Here is a 25,365-nt window from a genome sequence, read left to right on the forward strand (position 1 = left end):
CCGGCACTCACGAGCGGCGGAACCGTTCGGAGAGCTCCGGATCGTTCTCCCACCACAATCCCTTCGCCGGTGCCTCGCCTGCCGCTGCCTCCTCGTCCAGTTTCCGGTCGAGCCGTTTCGCCCGCTTCTCGTCGTCGCGCGCCCACCTGATGAAGAGCGCGCCGACGAACGGCAGCCCGGCGACGTCCCCGCCGATCCACAGGACGCCCGCGCCGATGATCTGGTCAGTGCGCCGGTCCGGTCCCCAGTCGCGGTGCACCGCGTCGTAGTGCGCGGGCGCGAGCAGCGGGCCGAGCCACAGCACGAGGCCGAGCGCGCCGTCGAACACCACTTCGGTGAACGAGATCCACACCGACACCAGATGTGAGCCGTTGCGCGGCGTCGGGTCGAGTTGCACGCGGCTGTAGAAGTACAGGAAGCCGGCCAGTACGAGCGCGACGCGCACAAGGCCGCCGACGACCGCTGAGTCAAGCGAAAGCTCGTACAGCGGCGTGAGGTAGATGAGCAGGAACGGCGCGATCAACACCACGGTGACGCACAGCGGGAAAGTAATGAACTGCGCGAAGCGACCGCGGCCGTGCGTACGCAGCCACGTCGCGAGCTTGGGCGGCGCGGTGCGCATCAGGAGCGTCACGGGCGCGCCGAGCGCGAGCAGCAGCGGCGTGACCATCAGCAGCACGGTGTTCTGCGTGGCGCGTACCCAGAACAGCGTTGTGTCGTAGACACCGAGGAACGAGCACGTCACGAGGACGAGCGTGGCCAGCCCGGAGAGGAACGCCACGGTCCGGCCAGCCGGCCATTCCTGCCGGCGCGAAGCGGCGACATAGCCGACGCCGAGCGCGAGCGCGACGAGGACGGCCGGGACGTCGAAGGTCCAGGCCGTCACCATCGTCGATCCGCTCAGCGGCGGCAGGTCAGGCACGATTTCGATGCGTTCAGTGTGCACCCGGCGAAATCGCGCCTTACGCCGCCCCTGACACCGAGAAGAAGATCAGGCTGCCGATTCCGGCGACCGCGCAGTAGATGGCGAAGGGGGTCAAGGTGCGCGTTTCAAAGTATTTCGTCAGAAAACGGACAGAAATATAGGACGCCGCGAACGCCACCACACTGCCGACCAGCGCCGGCCCGAGCGACGGCTTGTTCTCCGGGGTGAAGAGCGTCGGCATCTTCAGCGCGCCCGCGGCGAGGATCACCGGGGTCGCCAGCAGCCAGGCGAACCGGGCGGCGTCCTCGTGGTCGAGGCCGCGGCGCAGACCGGCCACCATGGTGATGCCGGAGCGGCTGATCCCGGGCAGCAGAGCCAAAATCTGCGCCGAACCGATGAGCACGGCCTCCTTCACGCTCAGCTTCGACAGCCGGACGTCGGTGGCCTCGTCGACGGTCACCGCGCGCATCACCATCGTGTCCTCGGCGCTGAAGTCGATCGTCTCCTCCTCGCGCGCGACCGCCGGCGCGGGCTTGCGGGAGAACTTCTCCGCGGCGTAGAGCACGCCGCCGTTGAGCGCCAGGAAGATCGCGGACGGCACCGGTTTGCCGAGAAAGTCGCGCAGCAGGCTTTCCAGCAGCAGCCCGGCGATCCCGACCGGGATCGTGGCGAGGACGAGCAGCCACGCGAGCCGCTGGTCGGCCGTGCGGACCTCGCGATGACGGATCGAGGTCCACAGGCCGGTGACGATGCGCACCCAGTCGCGCCGGAAGAAGAGGATCAGCGCGATCGCGGTGGCGACGTGCATCGCCACCAGCACGGCGAGATACGGCGAATCCTTTCCGATGCTCAGGTCGCGTCCCCAGCTTCCGCCGACGAGCGCGGGCAACAGGACGCTGTGCCCGAGACTGGACACCGGAAACAATTCCGACACGCCTTGCAAAGCGCCGACGACAATGGACTCGAGGTAGCTGACCGCGGACATTCACGAAGCCTTTCTCGCCGCAGTTCGGGCATTCCGCGGAAAAGCTACCGGGAGTCGGGTTAACTCCGAGCAAGCCGGGCGGGAACAGCCGCAGGCGACACTTCCCGGCCACCCGCTGTTCATTCTGTTCACATCCATGAACACCAATCATGTACTTGACCAGTGTTCTCTCGATGTCTTAGCGTGAGCGCACGCCGCATCCGAAGTCATCGAGCCTCGACGAGGAGGGTTGGAATGCGCGTCCGCGACCGGGTTCTGGCGGCCACCGCCGGAGCCGCAGCATTGCTCGCACTCGCCACACCCGCGGCGTCCGCCGGGACCGTCCCGGTCAAGAACTCCGCCGAGCTGAAGACGGCGCTGGCCTCGGCCAAGCCGGGCACCACGATCCAGCTGGCCCCGAACACCACCTACACCGGCAACTTCAAGGCCGCCGCCAACGGCACCGCGAACGGGCGCATCACACTCACCGGCCCGCGCAGCGCCGTCGTGCAGGCGTCCGGCGGCCGCACCATCGAGCTGACCGGCAGCTACTGGACGCTGTCCGGGTTCACCGTCACCGGCGGCCAGAAGGGCGTGATGGCGCTCGGCGTCAACCACACGCTCATCGACGGGCTCAAGGTGACCGGCATCGGCAACGAGGGCATCCACTTCCAGCACGGCAGCAGCGACAACGTCGTGCAGAACTCCGAGATCTCCGACACCGGCAAGGAAAACGGCGGGTTCGGCGAGGGGATCTACTTCGGTTCGGCCACGAGCAACTGGCCGGGCGGCCAGCCCGACCACAGCGACCGCAACAAGGCGATCGGCAACAAGATCGGGCCGAACGTGCGCGCGGAATCGATCGACGTCAAGGAAGGCACCACCGGCGGCGAACTGCGCGGCAACACCTTCGACGGCACCGGCCAGAGCGGCGAGAACTACGCCGACAGCTGGGTCGACGTGAAGGGCAACGGATACCTGGTCACCGGCAACAAGGGCAGCAAGGTCTTCGTGCACGACGCGACCTACGGCGCGTTCGAAGTCCACGTGCAGCTCGACGGCTGGGGCCAGAACAACACCTTCTCGGACAACACCGCGGACGTGCAGGCGCCCTCGGCCTACGGGTTCTACGTGGTCAAGGCGGCCACCGGGAACAAGGTCTGCGCCAGCAACACGGTGACGAACGCCGGGAAGGGCTTCGCGAACGTAGCCGCGACTCCAGGCTGCTGACCGCGATCACAGACGGGGGCCCGCTCAGCCCGGCGGCGGGGGCGGGCCCCCACCCTCCTTTCCGGAAGCCGGAAGCCTTCGGGAAGAGTGTCCGGTATGGACGAGCTTTACCCGCCGACCCCGGTGCGCGCCGACGGAATGCTGGACGTCGGCGACGGGCACCGGATCTACTGCCAGGAAGCCGGGAACCCGAAGGGGAAGCCGGTGGTGGTGCTGCACGGCGGGCCGGGAAGCGGCACCGCCCCGATGACCCGGCGGCATTTCGACCCGGAGGCGTACCGGATCATCCTGTTCGACCAGCGCGGCGCCGGCCGCAGCACGCCGAACGCGGGCGACGACGACCTTTCGGCGAACACCTTGTGGCACTTGGTCTCCGATATGGAGAAGCTGCGCGAACGGCTGAACATCGAGCGCTGGCAGCTGTTCGGCGGGTCGTGGGGTTCGACGCTCGCCCTGGCGTACGCGGAAACCCACCCCTCGCGAGTGTCCGAAATGGTCTTGCGCGGCGTTTTCACCGTGCGGCAGCGGGAACTGGACTGGCTGTACCGCGGCGGCGCGGCGAATCTCTTCCCCGCGGAGTGGGACGCCTTCCTGGAACCGCTGGACGAACGCCAGCGGGAGGATCCGCTCGCCGGGTACGCCGAACTGCTGCACTCCCCCGACCGCGCAGTACGCGAACGAGCCGCGATCGCTTGGAGCGTCTGGGAAGGCGCGACGGTGGCGTTGCTGCCGCAACAGTCCTTTGTGCACCAGTACGCGAATCCGCAGTTCGCGTTGACGTTCGCCCGCCTTGCGGTGCACTACTTCCAGCACGGCGCGTGGCTCGAAGAAGGCCAGCTGATCCGCGACGCGGGGAAGCTCGAAGGAATTCCGGGCGTCTTGGTGCAAGGGCGTTACGACGCGGTCTGCCCGCCGATCACGGCGTATCAGCTGCATCGGGCCTGGCCCGGGTCGACGTTGAAACTCACCGAATCCGCGGGCCACGCCGTCACCGACCCCGGCATCCTCGCCGCGCTCCGCGAGGCGACCGACAGCTTCCGCTGAAAGCCGTGAAGGACTCCTTGCGGGAAGCAGATTCCCGCAAGGAGTCCTTCACGGACCTTCGGAGCTAGATCCGGCCGCCGCTGGAGCTGTCGCCGCCGGAAAGCCGCTGTGCCAGGTAAACCGGCACCGTCGAGACGATGATCAGCACCGCCGCGACCACGTTGACCACCGGGGCCTGGTTCGGCCGGAACAGGTTGTTGTAGATCCAGATCGGCAGCGTCTCCATGCCGGTGCCGAGCGTGAAGGTCGTCACGATGATCTCGTCGAACGACAGCGCGAACGCCAGCAACCCGCCGGCCAGCAACGCGGAGCGCAGCATCGGGAACGTCACGAGCCGGAACGTCGTCATGCCGTCCGCGCCGAGGTCCATCGACGCTTCTTCGAGGTTCCCGCCCATCCGGCGCAACCGGGCGACGACGTTGTTGAACACCACCACGATGCAGAACGTGGCATGCGCGACGATCGCCGTCATGAGGCCGAGATCGAGGCCGAAGATCGTCCGGAACGCGTTGTTCAGCGCGATGCCGGTGACGATGCCGGGCAGCGCGATCGGCAGGATCACCAGCAGCGACAGCGAGTTCCGGCCGAAAAACCGGTACTTCTGCAGCGCGAACGCGGCCATCGTGCCGAGCACCAGCGCGATCGCGGTCGCCGAGAGCCCGGCGACGACGCTGGTCCACAAGGCGTGCAGCGCGCCCTCGTTGGTGATCGCCCGGCCCCACCATTCCAGCGTGAAGCTCTTCGGCGGCCACCCGAACGTCGTGTCGGCGTTCACCGAGTTCAGCAGGACCACCAGCAGCGGGAAATAGATCACCGCGAATCCGGCGCCGAGCGCGGTCCACAGCAGCACCCGGGCGGGTTTCGACATCCGCACGGCGGTCTCCTAGAGGTTGTCCAGCGCGCCGGTCCGACGCACCGCGGCCAGGTAGACGAGCATGATCACGACCGGGACCGTCGCGACGGTCGCGGCGAACGGCAGGTTGTTGGCCGCGCCGATGTTGTCGTACACGACGTTTCCGAGCATCTGCGAGGTGCCGCCGACGATCTTCACCGCGATGTAGTCGCCGAGCGACAGCGAGAAGGTGAAGATCGATCCGGCGACGATCGCCGGGAAAGTCAGCGGGAGGATCACCGAACGGAACGTGCGGAACGATTTCGCGCCGAGGTCGCCGGAAGCGTCCACCAAGGACTCCGGCAGCCGTTCGAGGCCCGCGTAGATCGGCAGGATCATGTACGGAAGCCAAAGGTAGGACAGCGTGATCACGGTCGCGGCGACGCCGTACCCCGGGCCGGAAATGCCGAGCGGGTTGAGCAGCCAGTTGAGGACGCCGTTGCCGGACAACAGGGTCCGCCACGCGTACGCCTTCACCAGGTAGCTCGCCCACAGCGGCGTCATCACCATGATCACGAGCACGCGCTGCGCCTTGGGCGACGCGAGCTTGGCCATCGCGAAGGCCATCGGGAACGCGATCACCGCGTCGATCACCGTCACCAGCAGCGCGATGCCGACTGTGCGGAACGTGATCGTGCGATAAACAGAATCACTGAAAAGGGTGACGAAGTTGTCGAAGGACCAGTCGGTGACCACCTTGCCGGTGAAGACGTCGGTGGACCAGAAGGCCGTGATGAAGAGGGCGGCGAGCGCGCCGAGGTAGGCCAGGCCGAGCCAGAGCATCGGAGCGGTGAGGAGCAGGCCGAGGCGCAGCTTGGGTTTGCGGTGGAAGAAAGCCGAGATGCGGTGACTCGGCGGGCTCACGGCGGTCATGTCTTTGCGCTTTCGGGTGCGGAAGGGAGAAAAGCCGGGGGCCGCGGGAACATTGGGGAGGGCCCGCGACCCCCGGCGGACTCACGGATGCCGGCGCGGTGGGAACCGGCATCCGCGAGAGTCGATCAGCCCTTGATCTCGGTCCAGGCCCGGGTCCAGTCGCCGTAGTCCTTGCACTTGACGTCCGTGCGGCCGTCGAGGCACTGCGGGATCGGCGTGGTCCAGTACTGGATCTTGGCGGCGTACGCGGCGTCGTTGGCGTGGTAGGTGTCGCACAGCGACTTGTCCTTGAACTCCGCGCAGGCCTTGGAGTTCGCCGGGGCCTCGCCGAAGTACTCGGCGACCTGGGCGTTCACCTTCGGGCTCGTGATGTAGTCCATCCACTTGTACGCGCACGTCTTGTGCTGCGACTTCGTGGCCACCATCCAGGTGTCCGACCAGCCGGTCGCCCCTTCGCTCGGCACCGTGGCCGCCACCGGCGCGCCCTCGCTCTTCGCGAGGTTCACCGTCACCTGCCAGGCGGTGCCGATCACGCCGTCGCCGCTCTTGAGCGACTGCGTTTCCTTGAGGTAGTCCGACCAGTACTCCTCGACCAGCGGACGCTGCTTCTTGAGCAGGTCCGTCGCCGCCTTGAACTGCTTGTCGTCCAGCGCGTACGGGTTCTTGATGCCGAGGTCCGGCTGGTGCGCCATCAGGTACAGCGCGGCGTCGGCGATGTAGATCGGCGAGTCGTACGCGATGACCTTGCCCTTGAACTGCGACTTCTCGTCGAACATCGGCGACCACGACTTCGGCTCCGGCTGCACCTTGTCGGTGCGGTAGGCCAGGACGTTCGCGCCCCAGCCGTGCGGAATGCCGTAGGCGACGTTGTTGACGCTGTTCCACGACTTGTTCTTGAGGAACGGGTAGATGTCGTTGTAGCTCGGGACCAGCGCGGTGTTGACCGGCTCGACGTCGCCCGAGGCGACGAGCCGCAGCGAGGCGTCGCCGGACGCCGAAACCACGTCGTACTGCCCGGTCTTCATCAGCGTCACGGCCTCGTCCGAGGTGCCGAACGGCTTGACGTTGACCTTGCATCCGGTCTGCTGCTCGAACGGCGTGACCCAGTTGACTTTCGCGTCGTTCGAGCCGTTTTCCGCGTAACCGGGCCACGCGAGCACGTTCAGCTGGCCTTCCGGCTGGCCGAGCTGCGTCAGCGCGGCCAGCTTCGGCGGCGTGAAGCCCTGCGCGCCCGGCGCCGACCCCGTCTTGGAGTCGGAGCCCGAGGTGCCGCAGGCAGCGAGCAGGAGGCTCACGCCGCACAGCCCTGCGAGCAGCGTCTTCCTGTTCTTCATAGCGAGAGAAACCTTCCCGTGAGGAACTAGCCGGCTTCGGGGACCCGGAAACTGTGTTCGCGGCGCCAGCGCAGGCGAACGCGACCGTCGGCGAACTCGGTCGGCTCGCTGGTGTTCTGGCGGACAACGGACAATTGGCCCCCGGCATCGAGCGCGACAGCGTAGCGCACCGTCGACCCGGCATAAACGACATCCGTCACCGAACCGGTCGCGGACGTCTCGCCGGGGCCCGCCGGTGACGCGAGGTCGCCGTCGATGCGGATCTTCTCCGGCCGGATGCTGTACACGCCCGGCCTGCCGATCACCGCCTCGGCACCGCGCCCGCTGAGCAGGTTCGACGTGCCGACAAACCCTGCCACGAAAGCACTTGCCGGGCGTTCGTACACCTCGACCGGAGTACCGACCTGTTCGATGCGGCCCGCGTTGAACACGGCGATCCGGTCGCTCATCGTGAGCGCCTCGTCCTGGTCGTGGGTGACGAAGACGAAGGTGATGCCGACCTCGCGCTGGATCTGCTTGAGCTCGACCTGCATGGTCTGGCGCAGCTTCAGGTCAAGCGCGCCAAGGGGTTCGTCCAAAAGCAACACTTTCGGGCGATTCACGAGAGCGCGCGCAAGTGCTACACGCTGCCGCTGCCCGCCGGACATCTGCGACGGTTTGCGATCGCCGTAGTCCTCCAGCCGCACCGTGCGCAGCGCTTCCTTCGCGCGCTCGCGGCGTTCGGCTTTGCCGACCCGCTTCACCTTCAGGCCGTACTCCACGTTCTGCTGCACGGTCATGTGCGGGAAGAGCGCGTAGTCCTGGAAAACCGTGTTCACGTCGCGGTCGAACGGAGCCAGCTGGCTCACGTCCTTGCCTTCGAGTTCGATCGTGCCCGCGGTGGGCAGCTCGAACCCGGCGATCATCCGCAGCACGGTGGTCTTGCCGGAACCGGACGGGCCGAGCATCGAGAAGAACTCGCCCGGCGGGATGTCGAGGTCGACCCCGTCCACGGCGCGCACCTTGTCGAAGTGCTTTTCCAGTCCGGTGAGCCGGATCGCCGGCTGCGCGGACTGCGGACGCCTTCCCGGCGGCCGGGTCTCGGCGGGGGCTTGATGGGGCATGACAGGCCTTCCGATGGATCTGGTCACGACGGCTACAGCGCACTCATCACGTGCTTGACGCGGGTGTAGTCCTCGAGGCCGTACAGCGAGAGGTCCTTGCCGTAGCCGGACCGCTTGAACCCGCCGTGCGGCATCTCGGCCACGAGCGGAATGTGCGTGTTGATCCACACGCACCCGAAGTCGAGTTTCGCCGAGAATTTCATGGCGCGCTGGTGGTCCTTGGTCCACACCGAGGAGGCCAGGCCGTAGGGAACCCCGTTGGCGTGCTTGAGCGCTTCGTCCTCCTCGGCGAACCGCTGCACCGTGATGACCGGGCCGAAGACCTCGTTCTGGATGATCTCGTCGTCCTGCCGGAGCCCGGAAACCACGGTGGCCTCGTAGAAGTAGCCCTCGTCGCCGGACCGCCGCCCTCCACAGTGGACGGTCGCGTGCCCGGGCAGCCGGTCGATGAAGCCGGAGACCTTTTCCAGCTGTGCGGCGTTGTTGAGCGGACCGAACGCGACGTCGTCGCCGGTCCCGGTCTTGTTCGCCTCGGCCTGGCGGGTGAGCGCGTTCACGAAAGTGTCGTGCACGTCCTCGTGCACCAGCACGCGCGTGGCGGCGGTGCAGTCCTGGCCGGCGTTGAAATACCCCGCCGCGGCGATGGCTTCGGCGGCCGCTTCGAGGTCGGCGTCCGGGAACACGATCACCGGGGCCTTGCCGCCCAGTTCGAGGTGCACGCGCTTGACGTCGTGCGCGGCCGAACCGGCGACCTCGATACCCGCTCGCACCGAGCCGGTGATCGACACCATCGCCGGAATGTCGTGCTCCACCAGCGCCCGTCCGGTGTCGCGGTCGCCGCAGATCACATTGAACACGCCCGCGGGCAGATGCTCGCCGCAGATCTCGGCGAGCAGCAGCGTGGACGCGGGCGTGGTGTCGGACGGCTTGAGCACGATGGTGTTGCCCGCGGCGAGCGCCGGCGCGATCTTCCAGATCGCCATCATCAGCGGGTAGTTCCAGGGCGTCACCTGCGCGCAGACGCCGACCGGCTCGCGGCGGATGAACGACGTGTGGCCTTCCATGTACTCGCCGGCCGAACGGCCTTCGAGCACGCGCGCGGCACCGGCGAAGAAGCGCACCTGGTCGATGACCGCTGGCAGCTCCTCCTCCATGGTCAGCGCGAACGGCTTGCCGGTGTCCTGCGCTTCGACGCGGATGATTTCCTCGCCGCGCGCCTCGATCGCGTCCGCGATCTTCAGCAGTGCGAGCTGCCGCTGCGCCGGGGTGGTCTCGCGCCAGGTTTCGAACGCTTCCGCGGCGACCTTGAGCGCGCGGTCCACGTCCTCGGCGCCGGCCACCGGCGCGGTGCAGTACGCACGGCCGGTAACCGGGTCGACGATTTCCGCGACCTTTCCGGACAGCGAGTCGACGTAGGTCCCGCCGACGTAGTGCTTCAACTCCTGCACGCGTGCGCCTCCTGACTCTCCGTGGCAGGATGAAACATATAACTCCATATTTCAAATGACAAGGCCCTGGGGCAGGATTGGCTCCAACGGATGCCGAGACGGGTGGACCAACGATGCGCAAGGAGATGTCGAACAGCGCACGACTGGCGATGTTCGCTCCGCTGGAACAGGTGGGGCGCGCGGAGGCGGTCGCGGCGCGGCTGTTCGACGCCATCACGCTCGGTCTCCTCGACGACGCCGAGCAGTTGCCGAGCGAGGCCGAACTCGCCGCACAGTTCCGCGTCTCCACGGTCACCGTGCGCGAGGCGCTCGCGGTGCTGCGGCAGCAGGGTCTCGTCGAAACGCGGCGCGGACGCGGCGGCGGCAGCTTCGTGCGCACCCCGGACTGGCCCGCGCAGAGTTCGTGGGCCGAGCGCCTGCGATTGGTCTCCATGGCTGAACTTCGCGACTTCGGCGACCACTACCTCGCCGTCGCGGGCTCGGCGGCGAAACTCGCCGCCGAACGCAGCACCCCCGAAGACCTCGAACGGCTGCGGCTCACCGCGGAAGACCTCCTCGGCGCGACCGGCCCCGACGCGACCCGCGCGGAACGGCACTTCCACCTCGAAGTCGCGGCCGCCGCGCAGTCCCCGCGGCTCACCAACCAGGAAGTTCAGCTGCAGAGCGAACACGGCGTATTGCTTTGGGCGCCCCTCGGCGACAAGGAAACCTGCCAGGGGTCCTACGCTGAGCACCAGGCGATCGTCTCCGCGATCGCCTCGGCCGACGGCGATCGGGCGCGCGCCTTGACCGAAGACCACCTCCTCGGAGCGCTCGACCGGCTCGCGGATCTGCACCTGTCCCTCGAAACGCCGTAAGCTCCGATGACCCGCATCACGAGGTGAGCATCGTGACCGACACCCGCACGCTGACCGGCGAAGAGGTAGTGACCCAGGTTTCCTCCCTCGTCGAGGAGGTTTTCGCGCGCCTGAAACCAGTTCTGGCCGCCGCCGAGACGCTGCTCGCCGACTCCGGCGACCTCTCCGCCGAGGCGCTGCACGCGATCCGGCCGCAGGTCATCGAGGCGCTCGGCGGACTCGTCGTCGGCGCGGGCTTCGTGAGCGCGCCGAATGTCCTGGCAGATCAGGAACTCGGCTTCGAATGGTGGACTTCCTGCCGCACCGACGACGGTTCGCCGGAACAGCTGTTCATCAGCCTCGATCCGGAGAGCCCGAATTTCCTGGACTACACGCGGCAATCGTGGTTCACCGTCCCGCGCGACAGCGGGCGGCGGCATGTCAATGGGCCATACGTGGACTATCTCTGCACCGACGAGTACACGCTGACCTTTACCGTTCCCGTTACCCGCGGTGAGGAATTCGCCGGAGTCGTTGGTGCGGACGTGTATGTGCGCGAGTTCGAGCGCACGGTGAGTCGCCGGCTGCGCGCGCTCGGCCGGACCGCCGCGCTGCTCAACGCGCAGGGCCGGGTGATCGTCTCGAACAGCGTGCGGAAGGCGACCGGGTCGCTGGTGCGCGAAATCGACGTGCCGGCCTGGTGGGCCTCCGGCGCGGAACCGTACACGGCGCCGGGCGGGACGACCTTGCGGCGGTGCGGGGATTCGCCGATCACGCTGCTGGTCACGACCTGACCTGCAGGGCGAACCACAGTTCCGCGCGGACGCCGGGCGCGTCGAGGTCCCGGCGCAGCAGTTCAGCCGCTTTGGTGACCCGGTTGCGCAACGTGTGCCGGTGCACGCCGAGCTTCGTCGCGGCGAGATCCCAGTGGCCGTGGTGTTCGAGCCAGCAGCGCAGGGACCGCTCCAGGTCACCGCGGCCGGTCCGGTCGAACTCCCGCACCGGCGCGAGGAGCTGGCTGGAAAACGCTTGCGCGGCTTGGCGATCGAGCAAGCCCAGCAGACCGGCTCCGGCGTGGTCGGCGTAGCGGAGCAGCTCCACGCGCTGCGTCCGGGCCGCCTCGGCCGCTTCCTCCGCCTGCCGTAGCGCGGTGGGAAATTCGCTCGCCACCGACAGTCCACTGTGGAATTCCCCGGTCTCCGCGACGATCGCGCGCACGTCGTCGTTCTCCGCCAGCACGATCAGCTTGTCCCCGCGATGCGCGGCGAACACTTGCCCGGCAAGGGTTTCCAGCCGTTCGTACAGCGTGTTCCGGGCGGCCTTGCTTCCGGCGACCGCGAGCACCGTCCACGGCTCGCGCGGAAGGCCCGGCACCACCTGGCGGGCCAGCTGGTCGTGTCCGGCTGCGAGCAGTTCCAGCACGCCGGTGTGCAGCTGGGACAGCGAAAGCCGCTGCGCTCGATCCTGCTCCAGGGCAAGGGAAAGCAACGAGACCGCCGTGTTGACGATGTGCCGTCCGGTGCTGTCCAACGGTTCCGCGGTGCCGACCGCCAACGTGCCCCGCGTATGCAGGGTCTGGAGCACGACCTCATCCTCGCCATGGGACACCACGCGAGTGCCCGCGCGAAGACTGGTGACGTCCAGTTCGACATTGCGCGCTTTGGCCGGCGACGCCTCCCGCATCCGTCCGGCCGAGTCGTACAGCACCACCCAGCCGTCGATGAGCCGCGCGAGCCGACGCACCACTCCCCCGGCACCGCCGCGCCCGACCGCGGTCCGGGTCAGTTCCTGCTGGGCGCGGCCGATCCGCACCGTCGCGGCATACTCGTCCGCCGCGACCGACCGGGACACCGCACGCGTGATCGCGATGAACGGAGTCTTCCGCGGCACCTCCAGCACCGGCAACCCGACTTCGTCGGCGACCGCCACCAGTGCGTCCGGCACCTTGGCATGGCTCAGCCCGACGCCGAAGCCGAGCCCCGCGACGTCTGCATCGACCAACCGTCGGAGATAGGGCGCGTACGTCGCGCTGTAGAGCGTCAGACCGGTCGTGAGCAGCAGTTCCCCGCCTTCGAGGAAGCTCCGCGGGTCGCTCAGCTCGGTGGGGTGCACCCAGCCGATGGGCCGGTCGAGCCCGGCCTCGCCCGCGACGACGCGCAGGCCGAGGGCGGGTTCGGCGGCCAGCGCCCGCAAGGTGAGTGCCATAACGGCCAATTATAGCCACCAAGTTGGACAGAACGGCCAGCTGACGGCGGGCGGCGCAGGCCCCATCCTGAGGGCGACCCACCCAAAGCTCGTGAGCGGTTCCATCCGGGAGCACCGCTCACGACCGTGCCGCAGGAGCGCCCGTGACCACCAGCACCGCCGCCGAGCCGCAGGCTCCGGCACCCCGGCAGCGCAGGCTGCAGACCGAGATCCCCGGGCCGGTTTCCCGCGCGCTGCAAGAGCGCCGCGCGAACGCGGTCGCCGCCGGGGTCGCGTCGACGCTGCCCGCATACATCACCTCCGCCAGCGGCGGCCTGCTCACCGACGCCGACGGCAACGTGCTGATCGACTTCGGTTCCGGCATCGCCGTGACGAGCGTCGGGCACTCCGCGCCCGAGGTGGTCGACCGGGTCCGCGAGCAGGCTTCGCTGTTCACCCACACCTGCTTCATGGTCACCCCGTACGAGGGCTACGTGGAGGTGTGCGAGGCGCTGGCCGCGCTGACGCCGGGCGACCACGCGAAGAAGTCGGTGCTGTTCAACTCCGGCGCGGAAGCGGTCGAGAACGCGGTGAAGATCGCCCGCACCGCCACCGGTCGCCAGGCCGTCGTCGTGTTCGACCACGCCTACCACGGCCGCACCAACCTGACCATGGGCATGACCGCGAAATCGGTGCCCTACAAGCACGGATTCGGCCCGTTCGCGCCCGAGGTGTACCGCGTGCCGGGCTCGTACCCGTACCGCGACGGGCTGGCCGGCCCGGAGGCCGCGCGGCAGGCGATCGACCGGATCGAGAAGCAGATCGGCGGCGACCAGGTCGCGGCGGTCGTGCTCGAACCGATCCAGGGCGAGGGCGGGTTCATCGAGCCCGCCCCCGGCTTCCTGCCCGCGATTTCGGCGTGGTGCCAGGCGAACGGCGTCGTGTTCGTCGCCGACGAGGTGCAGACCGGCTTCTGCCGCACCGGCAACTGGTTCGCCTCGCAGCACGAGGACGTCGTCCCGGACCTGGTCTGCACGGCCAAGGGCATCGCGGGCGGCCTGCCGCTCGCCGCGGTGACCGGGCGGGCCGAGCTGCTCGACGCGGTCGGCCCGGGCGGGCTCGGCGGCACCTACGGCGGCAACCCGATCGCGTGCGCCGCGGCGCTGGGCGCGATCGAGACCATGCGGAGCGACGGCCTGACCGGTTCCGCGAAGCGCATCGAAGAACTGGTGCTGCCGCGGCTTCGGGCGCTGGCCGAGGAAACCGGCGTGATCGGCGATGTCCGCGGACGCGGCGCGATGCTGGCGGCCGAGTTCGTCAAGCCGGGCACGAACGAACCGGACGCGGACCTCACGAAGCGCATCGCCGCCGCCTGTCACGCACAGGGCGTCGTGGTGCTGACCTGCGGCACGTACGGCAACGTCGTCCGGCTGCTTCCCCCGCTGTCCCTGTCCAACGAACTGCTCGACGAAGGCCTCGCCGTTCTCGAGTACGCGATCGCCACGGAGGCCCGCAAGTGACTTTTCCGTTCTGGGTGGCCGGAAAGCCGGTAACCAGCAGCGAAACTACCGTCGTCCGGCATTCCTTCGACGGTTCCGAAGCCGGTGCGCACTACGTGCCCGGACCGTCCGAAGTGGAGAGTGCGGTGCAGGCCGCGGCGGACGTCGCCGACGAGTTCGCGACGCTGCCCGCGCACGTCCGAGCGGGCGCGCTCGACCACATTTCGCGGCGGCTTTCCGAACGGACGGAGGAGATCGCGCAGCTGATCACCGCCGAATCGGGCAAGCCGCTGAAGTGGTCGCGCGGCGAGGTCGGCCGTGCGGTTTCGACGTTCCGCTGGGCGTCCGAGGAAGCCCGCCGGTTCTCCGGCGACCTGCAGCGCCTCGACACCGATCCGGGCGGCACCGGACGGCTGGCGCTCGTCCGGCGCGTGCCACGCGGTCCGGTGCTGGGCATCACGCCGTTCAACTTCCCGCTGAACCTGGTGGCGCACAAGGTCGCGCCAGCCATCGCGGTCGGCGCGCCGATCGTGCTCAAGCCCGCCCCGGCGACGCCGCTGACCGCGCTGCTGCTCGGCGAACTCCTCGCCGAGACCGATCTTCCGGCGGGCAGCTGGTCGATCCTGCCGCTGGGAAACGACGCGACCGCCGAACTGGTCAAGGACCCGCGGCTGCCCGTCGTGTCCTTCACCGGCTCGGTGCCGGTCGGCTGGGCGATCCGCGACAGCGTGCCGCGCAAGCACGTCGCGCTGGAACTCGGCGGCAACGGCGCGGTGCTGGTCTGTCCGGATTGGACGGACCTGGACTTCGCCGCGCAGCGCATCGCGACGTTCGCCATGTACCAGGCCGGCCAGTCGTGCATTTCGGTGCAGCGCGTGTACGCGCACACCGACGTCTACGACGAGCTGCAGCAGAAGGTGCTGGAGCAGGTCGCCGCGCTGCGCACCGGAAACCCGCGCGAGGACGGCGTCGACGTGGGCCCGCTGGTCAACGAGGCGGCCGCGGCGCGGGTCGAATCCTGGGTCACCGACGCGGTGGTCGCCGGCGCGAAGCTGCTGACCGGCGGCGGCCGGTCGGGCGCGACGGTGGAGCCGACCGTGCTCTCCGAGGTGCCCGAGGACGTCTCGGTGATGGCGGACGAGGTGTTCGGCCCGGTGGTCTCGCTGGTCCGGGTGTCCTCTGTGGACGACGGGGTCGAGCGGATCAACGCGTCGCGGTTCGGGTTGCAGACCGGGGTGTTCACCCGCGACCTGCCGACCGCGTTCGACGTGTCCGCCCGGCTCAAGGTGGGCGGCGTGCTGATCGGCGACGTGCCGAGCTTCCGCGCCGACCAGATGCCCTACGGCGGCGTGAAGGACTCCGGCGTCGGCCGGGAAGGCCCGGCCGCGGCGATGGCGGACTTCACCGAGGAGCGCGTGACTGTCCTTACTGGATTGACTCTCTGAGCGCCGCGTAGGCGTCCACGAGAGACGGTCCGTACCACGTGAGGTAGCGCCCGGACAGCAGCACCGGGCGCATCTCCGGGAAGAAGCCGGGGCCGTCGTCCTGGGTGAACTCGTACGGCTCGTCGGGCAGTACGACCAGGTCGGCCCCGGTCTTCTGGAGTTCTTCCAGCGACGGCCGGGGATAGCGCTCGGAGTGTCCGGAATAGACGTTCTCGACCCCGACCCGGCGCAGCACGTCTCCGGCGAAGGTGTCGCGGCCCAGCACGATCCACGGTTTGCGCCACACCGGAATCACCGCCCGGTAGCGCACCGGCTGCACCTCGCGCCACAGCTCGTCCGCGGTGTCGAGCCATTCCGGTTCGTCGATCCCGTACACCTGGCCGAAAATCCGCCGCAACGACCCGAGCGCGGCGGGCACCGACTCCGCCGCGGCCATCACGAACACCGGAATCCCGTTGGCCCGCAAGGTTTCCACGTCCTCGGGCCGGTTCTCCTCGGAGTTCGCCAGCACCAGGTCCGGTTCGAGCGCCAGCACCCGGTCCAGCTTCGGGTACTTCGACCCGCCGACCCGCGCCACGTCCAGATCGGCCGGATGCGTGCAGTAATCCGTGGCACCGACCAGCCGCCCCGGCGCGCTCGCCTCGACCGCCTCGGTCAGCGACGGCACCAGCGACACCACGCGCTTCGGCGGGCCCTCGATCGGCACCGGCTCGCCGAGATCATCGACCAGTTCCGCGTTCCTCATACCCGTTCGAACGACACCTTCCGCTGCTCGACGTCCACTTCGGTCAGCCGCACCGCGATCCGCTCGCCCTCCGGGAACTCCTCGCCGGAGCACTTCGCCATCACCGGCGGATTCTCGACCAGGATCTCCGCCCGGCTCTCGTCCGCGCGCAACACCACCGCGGTGAACTCGCGACCCACCTGCTCAGCGAGTACCCACGCTTCGACCTGATCTATGCACGCCCGCTCGACCCGTGCCGCCAGACTGTCCGAAGCGGACATCTGCGCCGGCACCTCGGACAGCGCTTCCCGCACCCAATCCGGCACCTCACGGCCAGCAGTAACCGCCAGGCACACCTCGGTGCCGAACCGGTCGACGAGCCGCCGGATCGGCGCTGTGACGTGCGCGTACGCTCCGCCGATCCCCGCGTGCGTGGTAACCGCGGGCAGTTCCCCGGCGAAGGCCGTGTATCCCGCGCCGCGCAACAACCGCGTGGTGTCCGCGTACAGCGCCATCGACGACGGCTGCCCCGGGTCCAAAGTAGACAGGAACTCGGACACGGTCAGCTCGACCGGCCAAGCCAGCCCGACCGCCGTCGCGGACCGGCGCAGCCATTCCACCGCGTCCGGCTCCGGGGACGGCAGCGTCCGCAGCACCCCGATCCCGGCGTCGATCATGATCCGCGCCGCGGCCATCCCGGTGAGCAGCGAGATCTCGGCGTTCCAGGCGTCGACGGCCGTCCGCGGGCGGCGCGCGAGGACCCAGCCGCCGTCGACGTCGCCGCTGATTTCCTGCTCCGGCAACTGCAGTTCGACCGCGCCGCGCCGCACCGCGAGGCTTCGCCGCAACCGGCCGAGCTCCGGCAACGCCGCCACCGACGGATGCGGCCGCCCCGCGTCCAGGGACGCCTGGACTCCTTCGTAATCAAATTGCTCCGTGGACCGCACCAGCGCCCGCCGGACCCGCGTGGCGACGATTTCGCCGGCCTCGTCGACATCGATGGTCCACAACACCGCCGGCCGCACCTCGCCGGGCAGCAGGCTGGCCGCGCCCTCGGACAGCACCGGCGGATGCAGCGGAACATTGCCGTCCGGCAGGTACAGCGTCTGCCCGCGCCGCCGCGCCTCGTGGTCGAGCGCCCCGCCGGGCGGGACGAACGCCGCCAGGTCCGCGATCGCGTACTGCACCCGGAAGCCGCTGCCGCGCCGCTCGAGCACCATCGCCTGGTCGAGGTCCTTGGACCCGGGCGGATCGATCGTGACGAACGGCAGGCCGGTGGCGTCCTCGCGGCCGCCCGCCGACGCGAGCGGATCGACCACCGCCGCCTCGGCCTCCGCGAGCACCGCGGGCCCGAACGACTCCGGCAGCGCGAACTCCGTCCGGAGACGACCGAAGTCCCCTCCCGACGCTGACGTCCTCAGCACGAGTGGCGGCACGATCCAACACTATCCCGCCGAACCGCCGGTGATCGCCCGTTCGGGCGCGGGCCGGTCGGGTGTAGCCTGCCTGACATTGACAATCGTCTTCATGTTCAGAAGGGGCCGGATCGGTGAAGATCGCGTTCGTCGGCAAGGGCGGCAGCGGGAAGACCACGCTTTCGTCGCTGTTCGTCTCTTATCTGGCCGCTGCGGGCAAACCGGTGCTGGCCATCGACGCCGACATCAACCAGCACCTCGCGGTGGCCCTCGGCGCGACCGAGGAGCAGGCACTGGCGTGGCCGACGCTCGGCGACCACATGCCGCTGATCAAGGACTACCTGCGCGGCGACAACCCGCGGATCCCGTCCGCCGACGCGATGATCAAGACGACCCCGCCCGGCCGGGGTTCGCGGCTCGTGCGGCCCTTCGAGGACAACCCCGTCTTCGACGCCTGCTTCCGCCCGCTCGGCGGCGTCCGGCTGGGCGTCACCGGCCAGTTCGACGAGGACGACCTGGGCGTGGCCTGCTACCACTCGAAGGTCGGCGCGGCCGAGCTGCTGCTGAACCACCTGGTGGACGGCGCGGACGAGTACGTGGTGATGGACATGACCGCCGGCGCCGACGCGTTCGCTTCCGGCCTGTTCACCCGCTTCGACGTGACGTTCCTGGTGTGCGAACCGACCCTGCGCAGCGTCGGGGTCTACCGGCAGTACGCGGAGCACGCCCGGGACTTCGGCGTTCACCTGGTCGCGCTCGGGAACAAGGTCACCGACAGCGACGACGTCGACTTCCTGACCGAACAACTGGGCTCGGCACTGCTGGGCTGGCTGACCACGTCCGGCCACGTCCGAGCCGCCGAACGCGGCAAGACCCGGCCGATCGGCGAACTGGAACCACACAACCTGGCGACGCTGTCCGCGATGCAGGACCTGGTGGACGCCACGCCGCGAGATTGGGCGCGCTATCAGCGGCAGGGCGTGGAATTCCACCTGCGGAACGCGCGCGCCTGGGGCAACGGGCGCGTGGGGGCGGACCTGGAGCAGCAGGTGGATCCGGAATTCGTGCTGGACCCGGCTTTGGTGGCCAGGTGACTCTCCTCGGGTGGTGAAGGTGCCTGCCGCCGACCGGACGCGCTGTCCGGTCGGCGGTTTCGCGCTGTCGCGGGTTCCTGGCGCATGCTTGCGGACAGTCAATCGCCGCCCCCGGTCGGCCGCCCCCGGCCGACGAGACTCGCGCAAACCCGAGGCTTGCTCCACGAGGCGCGGTCGGCCGCCTTGGCTCTCCAGCCCGCCAGACTCGCGAACCGAGGCCCCTCTCCGGCAACCGGTGTTCCCCAGCACGCTCGGCCGCGCTACCTGCCCACAGAGCCGCGCGAACCCGGGACTTCGTCCGCGGATTGTCAGTCGCCGTCCCAGGCGCGGTCGGCGGCGTCGGCTTGCCGGGTGCGTTCGCGGGCGATGTCGAGCGCGCGGCGGGCTGTGGCTTCGTCCGGGTATGGGCCCAGGAGGTCGACTCCTCGGCTGCGTTCCAGGTGCTCGACTTCGTGGGTGCGGGTGTTGTAGTACCAGCCCTGGTCGGGGTTCGGGTCGTCAGACATGCGTTCAGCCTGACACCTGTCCGCTCACTTGCGCCAGCGGAACGGGACCTCGGTCGGCTGCCCGGTGGGCCCGAAGTCGGCCGGGCCGTCGTCCTGGTGGTCAGGGTGCTCGTCGAACCACCCGCGAGCGTCCCCGACCGGGATGCCGCGGGGCGGGGTCGCCGCGTCGTCGGTCGGGGTGGGAGCGCCGTAGTCCGGCACCGGCGGTACGGCGGATTCCTTGCCTGGGAAGACCGGCAGCTCGTCCCGATGAGGCCGCGCCGGCGGCGGGCTGGACGGGCCGGTCTCTTGCCCCGGAAAGACCGGCAACGCCCGCCCGTCCGGCCCGGTCTCAGTCGGCCGCCGACGTCCGCTGGGCTGCGGCAGCTGGAACGGCGCACCGGCCGCGGGCGGATTCGTCGGCTGCGCGGCGGGTGCGGGCGGATTTGGCGGCTCCACGCTGGGCGCGGGAGGAGCTGACGGCTGCTGATGCTGCACCGGCTGGTTCACGGGCGGGACCGGTGCAGGCGGATTCGCCGACTCCGCGCCAGGTGCGGGAGGGACCGTCGGCTGATGCGGTGCCGGAGGATTCGCGGGTCCCGGTTGCACCGCCCCAGCTGTGGGCAGGTTCGGCGACTCCGCGCTCGGCGAGGCAGGAGCCGTCGGCTGATGCTGCGCTGGAGGATTCGGAACCGCTGCGGACGGGCTTGATTCCGAGCTGGGGGCCGGGGGATTCACGGGTGGGACTGCAAAACCGGAGGCGGGCGAGTTCGCCGACTTCCCACCAGGAACCGGCTGCTGCGCCTCAGCGTTGACCGGCGGAACCGGTTGCACGGCCCCAGCAGCGGGCGGGTTCGCCGACTCCGCAGTGGGAACTGTCGGCGAAGGCTGCTGCACCGGCGCGACCGGGGGCTGTTGCCCGGTCGAGGTCTGCGGGGCAGGGGCAGGCACCGCGCCGTACTGCTGCGCCCCGGGCTGAGGAACCTGGCCGTGCGGGGCCGCCGGCTGTCCCTGCCAACCGGACAGCGGGGGCGCCTCATGCCGACCCTGCGCCGGGCCAGCCGGATTCCCCTGTGGCGGCAACGTTTCCGCCGGACGGGCGGGTTGACGCGGCTCGTGCACGTACGGCTTCGGCTGCCACGCCTGCCTCGCTCGCAATTGCGGATCGATCGGCGCGGGGGCTCCGGGCTGCACGGATGGAGCCGTCCCGCTGGGCACGGGCGAGTCCGCTGCCTCTTCGGGCGCAGGCGGAGCGGCAGGTTCGACCGGGTCCGTCGCCTCGGCAGGGACCGGCTCGGGGGCCTGCTTAGCTGGCGGAACCGGCTCTTCCGGCGGAGAAGGAGCGACCTGGCCAGGATCCGCCGAGCTACGCACCGCGTCTTCCGGCGGGCGCGCCACCGGGCCAGCCGCTGCCGGGGACGGGCCGGGTTCCCCCGCCGAACCCTCGGTCCCGTGCGGCACCGAGCGCCACACCGGTGCCGGACCGATGTTCATCGGCACCGGCGCGGCCAGCGGGCCCGCCGGCGGAGCCTCCCCCGCAGGCGCCGGGCCGGCGGCGGCCGGGCGCGGGATCGGGTCCAGGCAGGACACCAGCACCGTCGTGTGGTCCGGGTCCTGGACCTTCCGGCCGCTCCGTTCCCGGTAGACCATCTCCCCCTCGGCATCCATCTCCACCAGGTAGCCGGCCTCCGCGAGCTGTTCCTCGTCGAGATCCACCAAGCGCTCGTAGCGCGACGGAACCACCCGGTACACCGGCCACGACAGCCGGGCGTGCTCGGCGTGGAACTGGGCCAGCAAGGCCGCCATCTGCTGCTGCCACGGAAGCGACATGCCCTCTGCCAGGGAACGCGGCAGGACGACGTACCCGCCGTCCACGCCGGGCATCCCCTGGTTCAGCAAGTCCGCCAGCGGGGTGCTGGACGCGGGATGCGCGGACTGACGCGGCGGCTGCGGTGCGCCGAACAGCGCCGCCGGGTCCTGGGGCTCGCTCTGGCCTGATTTGCCGCGCTTGCCGAATTTCCGTGCCACGTGTGCCATCCTCTGCCAGCGCGCGGCCACGTGCTCGTGGACAGGCCGCGACTTCGGGGTGAATCCGGACCCGCGGCACTGGGCATCCGCGGGTCAAGAGCCGGTGCCTCCCGCACCCATGCTAGACGCCGGGGCGCACCGCCTGCGGCACGACTTCGTGCTCGTCGAACGAGAACGGGCGCACGTGCACCGGCACGCCGGTCTGCTGGGCCTCGACGATCTTGCCGTCTCCCAGGTACATCGCGACGTGGTGGATGGTCGCCGGGTCGGCCGGGTCGGTGGCGAGGAAAATCAGGTCGCCGGGCTGCGCCTCGCGCACCGGCAGCATCGCGCCCGCCTTGTACTGGTCCTTCGAAACCCGCGGCAGGATCACGCCCGCCGACTCGTAGGCCCGCAGCATCAGGCCGGAGCAGTCGTAGGAATCCGGCCCGGTCGCGCCCCAGACGTAGGGCTTGCCCTGCTCGCCGAGCGCGAACTTGATCGCCTGCGCCGCGGCCTGGCTCGGCGGCAGCGCCGCGCCCATGCCCTGCCCGCAGCCGACCACGTCGGCGACCTGGCCCAGGTTCTGCACCAGCGTGGCCGCCATGGCCTCCCACCGGTGGTAACGGTCCGGGAAACCGGATCGCTCGACGCGCTGCGCCGCGTCGCCGGGACGCAGGTTTTCCCAGTCCGGGACCGCGAGCAGGACGTCGAAGAATTTGTTGATCGCGTAATTCGGGTCGGTGACCTGGGCCGGGCTGCCCCAGTTCATCGACGGGCGCATCTGGAAGATGCCGAGCGAATCGCGGTCGCCGTAGTTCACGTTGTGCAGCCGCGATTCGGTCATCCCGGCCTGGATCGCGACCTGCCACGCGCGCGGCGAGAGGCTGCGCTGCTTGCCGATCGAAATGATCAGCGCGACCGTGTTGCGCGACTCCTGGTCGAGTTCGGCGGCGTCCGCCCCGCCCTGCTCCGGCTGTCCGGGCTGCGTGGGGCCGATCGCGGCGTCGCACGAGGTCAGCGCGAGCCCGCCGGCCGCGGCCTGCTGCTGGTCGGTCACCGCCTTCTGCACGACGTTGGTGGTGAGCACGGTGGCAAAAACGGCGGCGATCACCACCGCGACGAGAATGGCCAGCTTCACGGTCAGCTCGCCTGGTCATAGTCCGACACTCGCCACCCCGCCGCGGTTTTGACCACGGTGATGCTGAGTTTCGGACCGTCGGTGGGGACCACGACCTTGACCGAACTGGAGTAGGACTGCGCGACCGTCGGGTCGCCGGTGACCTTGGTCGCCGGGATGTTCGCCGGGTCCACAGTGGACATGACGGGCAGGTACTCGTCAGTGGTGAGCGCGCGCATCCCGTTGAGCCAGTCGGCATTCGTGATGCCCGCCGGATGGTGCACCCAGGCGGTCGCCCACTGTTTCGCGACGTTCAACGCCTCCGGGTTCGGCGCCGCCGACGTCGGGGTGACCAGCGGCTGGGTCAGCCGGGTCGGCAGGGTTTCCGTGCTGGGCACCGGGGCCGCGACGCCGGTGTGCGGCCCGGCCGAGGCGTTCGGCGAGTTCCCTCCCGGGTGCGCGGACGCCGGTTTGCCCAGCACCTTGGGCAGGACGACGCCGAGCGCGGTGATCACGATCGCCAGGAAGACCAGCGTGCCCACGAGGTGCCGGGGCGACCGGAGCGGGAAGCCCCACAGGCGGCGGTAGACCGCGGTCCGGCCCCGGTTGGTGCGGATCGGCATCGGTCACCGCCCCATGACCTGGTCGGTGTCGCGGACCTCGATGCCGCGCGACGGGCGGTACAGCACGAACACCGGTTTCCCGGCCACGACCTCGGGATCCACCCGGCGCGGCTGGGCCCGGACGCCCTGCGCCGGCACGGTGAACCCGGGCTGGTCCGGGGCCGGGGCGGAGTAGCCGCGATCCGGCGCGGCCATCCGCGACGGGACGACCACCGGCTCCGGCTCGTCGCTCCACCGCCGGTCGGCGACCGGAGACGTGTCGACCTGGCGGCTTTCCCTGGCCGGCCGGCGCGCGCCGGCCATCACGTAGTCGCCGGGCGCACCGGCGACCGGGTGGTACTGGCCGAACACCGGCGCGGCTCCGCCGCCGCCCGCGGGCAGCGCACCCGCGGCGGACTGCGCGGGACCGACCGCGCCCGGCCACGGCGCCCCGGACCAGGCCGCTGCCGGCCGGGCCGCGCGGGAGCCGTTGTCGAGCCGCTGCGAGCTGGCGAAAACCGCGGCCTCGGGCCGGTACCGGCCGCCGCCGACGGTCGCGCCGATCGGGCCGCGCTGTTCGCCGTCCACGACGTCGTCGGTGTCGCGGATGTTCTGCCAGAACTGGTCCTGCGGCGTTGGCTCGTTCTTCCGGCGGAACCGGGAGAACAGCCCGCCGCCCGGCGTCGGCACCGCGCCGCCGACCATGCTGACCGACATCTCGACCATCTGCCACAGCCGCCGCGCCGGGCGCCCGACGAGGAACAGCAGCACCGTGATGAGCCCGGCGAGGACCATCTTGGTGAGCAGGTTGAGCCCGTCGCCCGCGGCGAAGATCGCCTGCAGCAGCAGCGCGTGCACGCCGGCCAGCACCGACAGCACGACCAGGTTGAACGCGATGCCGCCGGCGACCTTCAGCACGCGGCGCAGGATCTCCGGGTTCAGCAGCGCGACCAGGCCGATCAACGGCGCGGTGAGCGCGAACAGGCGGATCAGCACCTGCGCGAGCAGCACGGACGCCTTGGCCAGCAGCTGGAAGAGCGAGTAGACGAGGCTCTGGCCCAGCGCGAGGAACCCGGCGCCGGTGCGGCCGCCCGCCTCGCCGGTGAAGTAACCAGTGGCGGGGCCGAGTTTGGTGGAGATGTCTTTGAAAGCGGCCTTTTTGGCGTCGACGACGTTCTGTTTCCCGTCGTCGCCGTTGCGCAGTTGTTCCCAGGTGAAGGCTTGGGCGTCGAGCAGCGGGCGGCCGTACTGGGCCGCCTGCGGCGCGTCCGGCGACCCGAACTCCCCGCGCAGCCAGTTCTTGTAGACCACTTCGTTGTGCAAGTCGGTCGGCAGGATGTGCCGCACGACCCGGTTCTCGGACTCGTCCACGAACCCGGCCTGGATGTTCGTGGTGGTCTGCACGATCGCTTTGTCGATCGGATCGAAATACCGCAGCATCGCGAGCGACGACGCGGCAAGCCACACGCCGGCCAACGCGTAGAGCGCCCGCTTGCTGACCCCGGCCAGGTCGCCCCGCCAGATGTTGCGGAACAACATGATCGACAGAATCAGCGCGACCAGCCCGAACAGCTGCGCGTAGATGTTGTTGTAGACCTTCTCCGCGCCCGACTTCACCGCGTTGTAGATCGGGTTGAGCAAGCCGCCCTCGAGCACCGTGTAGTGCAGCGAGTTGGTGGCGCCGACGATGTTCTTGCCGACATTGAACAGCTGGTTGCCCGCCCACGTGTCGATCGTGGAGCTGGGCGAAGCGATTGCCGACAGCGCCGTGCAGTTCGTCTGATACGTGTTCCACACGAATCCGGCGTAGCTGTAATCGATGTACGGACTGCCCGCCTCGCCGTGGCCTTCGGCGGGGTCGAGCGCGCCGACCATGCCCGCGCCTGGCCGCTCCGGGTTCGGCGGCTCCCCGCACGCCGCCGCGTTCGCGGAAGGCGCGAACAGCACCGTCTGCAGCCCGATGACCGCCACCACGGCCAGCAACGCCGCGCGGCGGCTGGGGCGGCGGCCGCCCGGCTTCGGGCCCTCCTTGACGCGTTTGCGCAGCGCGTGCCAGCCGGCGGCGAACGCGAGGACGAACGCCAGCGTGAAAACGGTGTTCACGCAGGCCTCCTCACGGCCGGCGCCAGCCGGCCCGGATC

The 25,365-nt window shown here is 69.7% G+C and carries 22 protein-coding genes; 7 read left to right on the forward strand and 15 right to left on the reverse strand.

The genetic code is table 11. From position 1 onward, the window contains the following. Nucleotides 1-7: 7 nt before the first annotated feature. Entirely contained in the window at nucleotides 8-889 is an 882-nt protein-coding gene (locus L942_RS35475; RefSeq protein WP_051166485.1) for a cytochrome c oxidase assembly protein, read from the reverse strand. Nucleotides 890-962: 73 nt separating this feature from the next. Then, nucleotides 963-1,910, reverse strand: a complete 948-nt coding sequence (locus L942_RS35480) for an undecaprenyl-diphosphate phosphatase (protein WP_037368742.1) — start codon at nucleotides 1,908-1,910, stop codon at nucleotides 963-965. Between the two features lie 234 nt (nucleotides 1,911-2,144). On the opposite strand from L942_RS35480, the gene L942_RS35485 reads away from it, so the two are divergent. Both L942_RS35485 and pip read left to right on the forward strand, forming a co-directional pair. Next, the gene (locus tag L942_RS35485) at nucleotides 2,145-3,119 is read left to right on the forward strand and encodes a right-handed parallel beta-helix repeat-containing protein (protein WP_037368743.1); all 975 of its coding nucleotides are present in this window, start codon (nucleotides 2,145-2,147) and stop codon (nucleotides 3,117-3,119) included. Between the two features lie 96 nt (nucleotides 3,120-3,215). After that, entirely contained in the window at nucleotides 3,216-4,163 is a 948-nt protein-coding gene (gene pip / locus L942_RS35490; RefSeq protein WP_037368745.1) for a prolyl aminopeptidase, read from the forward strand. Between the two features lie 64 nt (nucleotides 4,164-4,227). Here the strand turns inward: pip and L942_RS35495 are convergent, their stop codons facing one another. The 5 genes from L942_RS35495 to L942_RS35515 form a co-directional block, all read right to left on the reverse strand. After that, complete coding sequence (locus L942_RS35495; protein ID WP_409186781.1) at nucleotides 4,228-5,031, reverse strand: ABC transporter permease; 804 nt, start codon at nucleotides 5,029-5,031, stop codon at nucleotides 4,228-4,230. Between the two features lie 15 nt (nucleotides 5,032-5,046). Further along, a complete protein-coding gene (locus L942_RS35500; protein ID WP_037368750.1) occupies nucleotides 5,047-5,928 on the reverse strand; it encodes an ABC transporter permease in 882 nt (293 codons plus the stop codon). A 125-nt stretch (nucleotides 5,929-6,053) separates the two neighbouring features. Next, nucleotides 6,054-7,262: an ABC transporter substrate-binding protein gene (locus L942_RS35505; protein WP_037368752.1), complete on the reverse strand. Its 1,209-nt coding sequence runs from the start codon at nucleotides 7,260-7,262 to the stop codon at nucleotides 6,054-6,056. Between the two features lie 26 nt (nucleotides 7,263-7,288). After that, nucleotides 7,289-8,365 carry an ABC transporter ATP-binding protein gene (locus L942_RS35510; RefSeq protein WP_037368754.1) on the reverse strand — a complete coding sequence of 359 codons (1,077 nt, stop codon included), beginning with the start codon at nucleotides 8,363-8,365 and terminating at the stop codon, nucleotides 7,289-7,291. Nucleotides 8,366-8,397: 32 nt separating this feature from the next. Further along, entirely contained in the window at nucleotides 8,398-9,813 is a 1,416-nt protein-coding gene (locus L942_RS35515; RefSeq protein WP_037368756.1) for a gamma-aminobutyraldehyde dehydrogenase, read from the reverse strand. Nucleotides 9,814-9,926: 113 nt separating this feature from the next. On the opposite strand from L942_RS35515, the gene L942_RS35520 reads away from it, so the two are divergent. Both L942_RS35520 and L942_RS35525 read left to right on the forward strand, forming a co-directional pair. Beyond that, nucleotides 9,927-10,670 carry a FadR/GntR family transcriptional regulator gene (locus tag L942_RS35520; protein ID WP_037368758.1) on the forward strand — a complete coding sequence of 248 codons (744 nt, stop codon included), beginning with the start codon at nucleotides 9,927-9,929 and terminating at the stop codon, nucleotides 10,668-10,670. Nucleotides 10,671-10,702: 32 nt separating this feature from the next. Continuing rightward, nucleotides 10,703-11,443, forward strand: a complete 741-nt coding sequence (locus tag L942_RS35525; RefSeq protein ID WP_037368874.1) for a cache domain-containing protein — start codon at nucleotides 10,703-10,705, stop codon at nucleotides 11,441-11,443. Here the strand turns inward: L942_RS35525 and L942_RS35530 are convergent. Next, nucleotides 11,433-12,854, reverse strand: coding sequence for a PucR family transcriptional regulator (locus tag L942_RS35530; protein ID WP_037368760.1), 1,422 nt, complete (start codon nucleotides 12,852-12,854; stop codon nucleotides 11,433-11,435). The two genes, L942_RS35525 and L942_RS35530, sit on opposite strands and share 11 nt — an antisense overlap. Nucleotides 12,855-12,997: 143 nt before the next feature. On the opposite strand from L942_RS35530, the gene gabT reads away from it, so the two are divergent. Further along, entirely contained in the window at nucleotides 12,998-14,353 is a 1,356-nt protein-coding gene (gabT, locus tag L942_RS35535) for a 4-aminobutyrate--2-oxoglutarate transaminase (RefSeq protein WP_037368762.1), read from the forward strand. Next, the gene (locus L942_RS35540; RefSeq protein WP_037368764.1) at nucleotides 14,350-15,777 is read left to right on the forward strand and encodes an aldehyde dehydrogenase family protein; all 1,428 of its coding nucleotides are present in this window, start codon (nucleotides 14,350-14,352) and stop codon (nucleotides 15,775-15,777) included. Before gabT ends, L942_RS35540 begins: the two co-directional genes overlap by 4 nt. Here L942_RS35540 and L942_RS35545 read toward each other — a convergent pair. Both L942_RS35545 and L942_RS35550 read right to left on the reverse strand, forming a co-directional pair. After that, nucleotides 15,758-16,522, reverse strand: a complete 765-nt coding sequence (locus tag L942_RS35545) for a helical backbone metal receptor (protein ID WP_037368766.1) — start codon at nucleotides 16,520-16,522, stop codon at nucleotides 15,758-15,760. The two genes, L942_RS35540 and L942_RS35545, sit on opposite strands and share 20 nt — an antisense overlap. Then, entirely contained in the window at nucleotides 16,519-17,940 is a 1,422-nt protein-coding gene (locus L942_RS35550; RefSeq protein WP_440201361.1) for an RNB domain-containing ribonuclease, read from the reverse strand. Before L942_RS35550 ends, L942_RS35545 begins: the two co-directional genes overlap by 4 nt. 110 nt (nucleotides 17,941-18,050) lie before the next feature. On the opposite strand from L942_RS35550, the gene L942_RS35555 reads away from it, so the two are divergent. Continuing rightward, a complete protein-coding gene (locus L942_RS35555; protein WP_037368768.1) occupies nucleotides 18,051-19,010 on the forward strand; it encodes a nucleotide-binding protein in 960 nt (319 codons plus the stop codon). 308 nt (nucleotides 19,011-19,318) lie between these two features. Here L942_RS35555 and L942_RS35560 read toward each other — a convergent pair whose 3' ends face one another. The 5 genes from L942_RS35560 to L942_RS35580 all read right to left on the reverse strand — a co-directional run bounded on the left by L942_RS35560 (nucleotide 19,319) and on the right by L942_RS35580 (nucleotide 25,327). After that, nucleotides 19,319-19,516 (reverse strand): hypothetical protein, encoded by a 198-nt coding sequence (locus L942_RS35560; protein WP_037368770.1) that lies wholly within the window; start codon nucleotides 19,514-19,516, stop codon nucleotides 19,319-19,321. A gap of 24 nt (nucleotides 19,517-19,540) precedes the next feature. Beyond that, nucleotides 19,541-21,523: a hypothetical protein gene (locus L942_RS46070; protein ID WP_326929381.1), complete on the reverse strand. Its 1,983-nt coding sequence runs from the start codon at nucleotides 21,521-21,523 to the stop codon at nucleotides 19,541-19,543. A 121-nt stretch (nucleotides 21,524-21,644) separates the two neighbouring features. Continuing rightward, nucleotides 21,645-22,643, reverse strand: a complete 999-nt coding sequence (locus L942_RS35570; protein WP_037368772.1) for a C40 family peptidase — start codon at nucleotides 22,641-22,643, stop codon at nucleotides 21,645-21,647. A gap of 2 nt (nucleotides 22,644-22,645) precedes the next feature. Continuing rightward, nucleotides 22,646-23,245, reverse strand: a complete 600-nt coding sequence (locus tag L942_RS35575; RefSeq protein WP_037368774.1) for a hypothetical protein — start codon at nucleotides 23,243-23,245, stop codon at nucleotides 22,646-22,648. Between the two features lie 3 nt (nucleotides 23,246-23,248). Then, nucleotides 23,249-25,327 carry a hypothetical protein gene (locus tag L942_RS35580; protein ID WP_037368775.1) on the reverse strand — a complete coding sequence of 693 codons (2,079 nt, stop codon included), beginning with the start codon at nucleotides 25,325-25,327 and terminating at the stop codon, nucleotides 23,249-23,251. Nucleotides 25,328-25,365: the final 38 nt, after the last annotated feature.

Origin of the sequence: Amycolatopsis orientalis DSM 43388 (genome assembly GCF_000411975.1) — a bacterium.
Classification (GTDB): domain Bacteria; phylum Actinomycetota; class Actinomycetes; order Mycobacteriales; family Pseudonocardiaceae; genus Amycolatopsis; species Amycolatopsis orientalis_D.

What these genes read in the sequence shown, in the direction of transcription:
- L942_RS35485 (WP_037368743.1), top strand. Translation starts at nt 2,145, where the DNA reads ATGCGCGTCCGCGACCGGGTTCTGGCGGCCACCGCCGGAGCCGCAGCA.
- L942_RS35560 (WP_037368770.1), bottom strand. Translation starts at nt 19,516, where the DNA reads ATGTCTGACGACCCGAACCCCGACCAGGGCTGGTACTACAACACCCGC.
- L942_RS35495 (WP_409186781.1), bottom strand. Translation starts at nt 5,031, where the DNA reads ATGTCGAAACCCGCCCGGGTGCTGCTGTGGACCGCGCTCGGCGCCGGA.
- pip (WP_037368745.1), top strand. Translation starts at nt 3,216, where the DNA reads ATGGACGAGCTTTACCCGCCGACCCCGGTGCGCGCCGACGGAATGCTG.
- L942_RS35575 (WP_037368774.1), bottom strand. Translation starts at nt 23,245, where the DNA reads ATGCCGATCCGCACCAACCGGGGCCGGACCGCGGTCTACCGCCGCCTG.
- L942_RS35520 (WP_037368758.1), top strand. Translation starts at nt 9,927, where the DNA reads ATGCGCAAGGAGATGTCGAACAGCGCACGACTGGCGATGTTCGCTCCG.
- L942_RS35510 (WP_037368754.1), bottom strand. Translation starts at nt 8,365, where the DNA reads ATGCCCCATCAAGCCCCCGCCGAGACCCGGCCGCCGGGAAGGCGTCCG.
- L942_RS35480 (WP_037368742.1), bottom strand. Translation starts at nt 1,910, where the DNA reads ATGTCCGCGGTCAGCTACCTCGAGTCCATTGTCGTCGGCGCTTTGCAA.
- L942_RS35500 (WP_037368750.1), bottom strand. Translation starts at nt 5,928, where the DNA reads ATGACCGCCGTGAGCCCGCCGAGTCACCGCATCTCGGCTTTCTTCCAC.
- L942_RS35505 (WP_037368752.1), bottom strand. Translation starts at nt 7,262, where the DNA reads ATGAAGAACAGGAAGACGCTGCTCGCAGGGCTGTGCGGCGTGAGCCTC.
- L942_RS35530 (WP_037368760.1), bottom strand. Translation starts at nt 12,854, where the DNA reads ATGGCACTCACCTTGCGGGCGCTGGCCGCCGAACCCGCCCTCGGCCTG.
- L942_RS35545 (WP_037368766.1), bottom strand. Translation starts at nt 16,522, where the DNA reads ATGAGGAACGCGGAACTGGTCGATGATCTCGGCGAGCCGGTGCCGATC.
- L942_RS35475 (WP_051166485.1), bottom strand. Translation starts at nt 889, where the DNA reads ATGGTGACGGCCTGGACCTTCGACGTCCCGGCCGTCCTCGTCGCGCTC.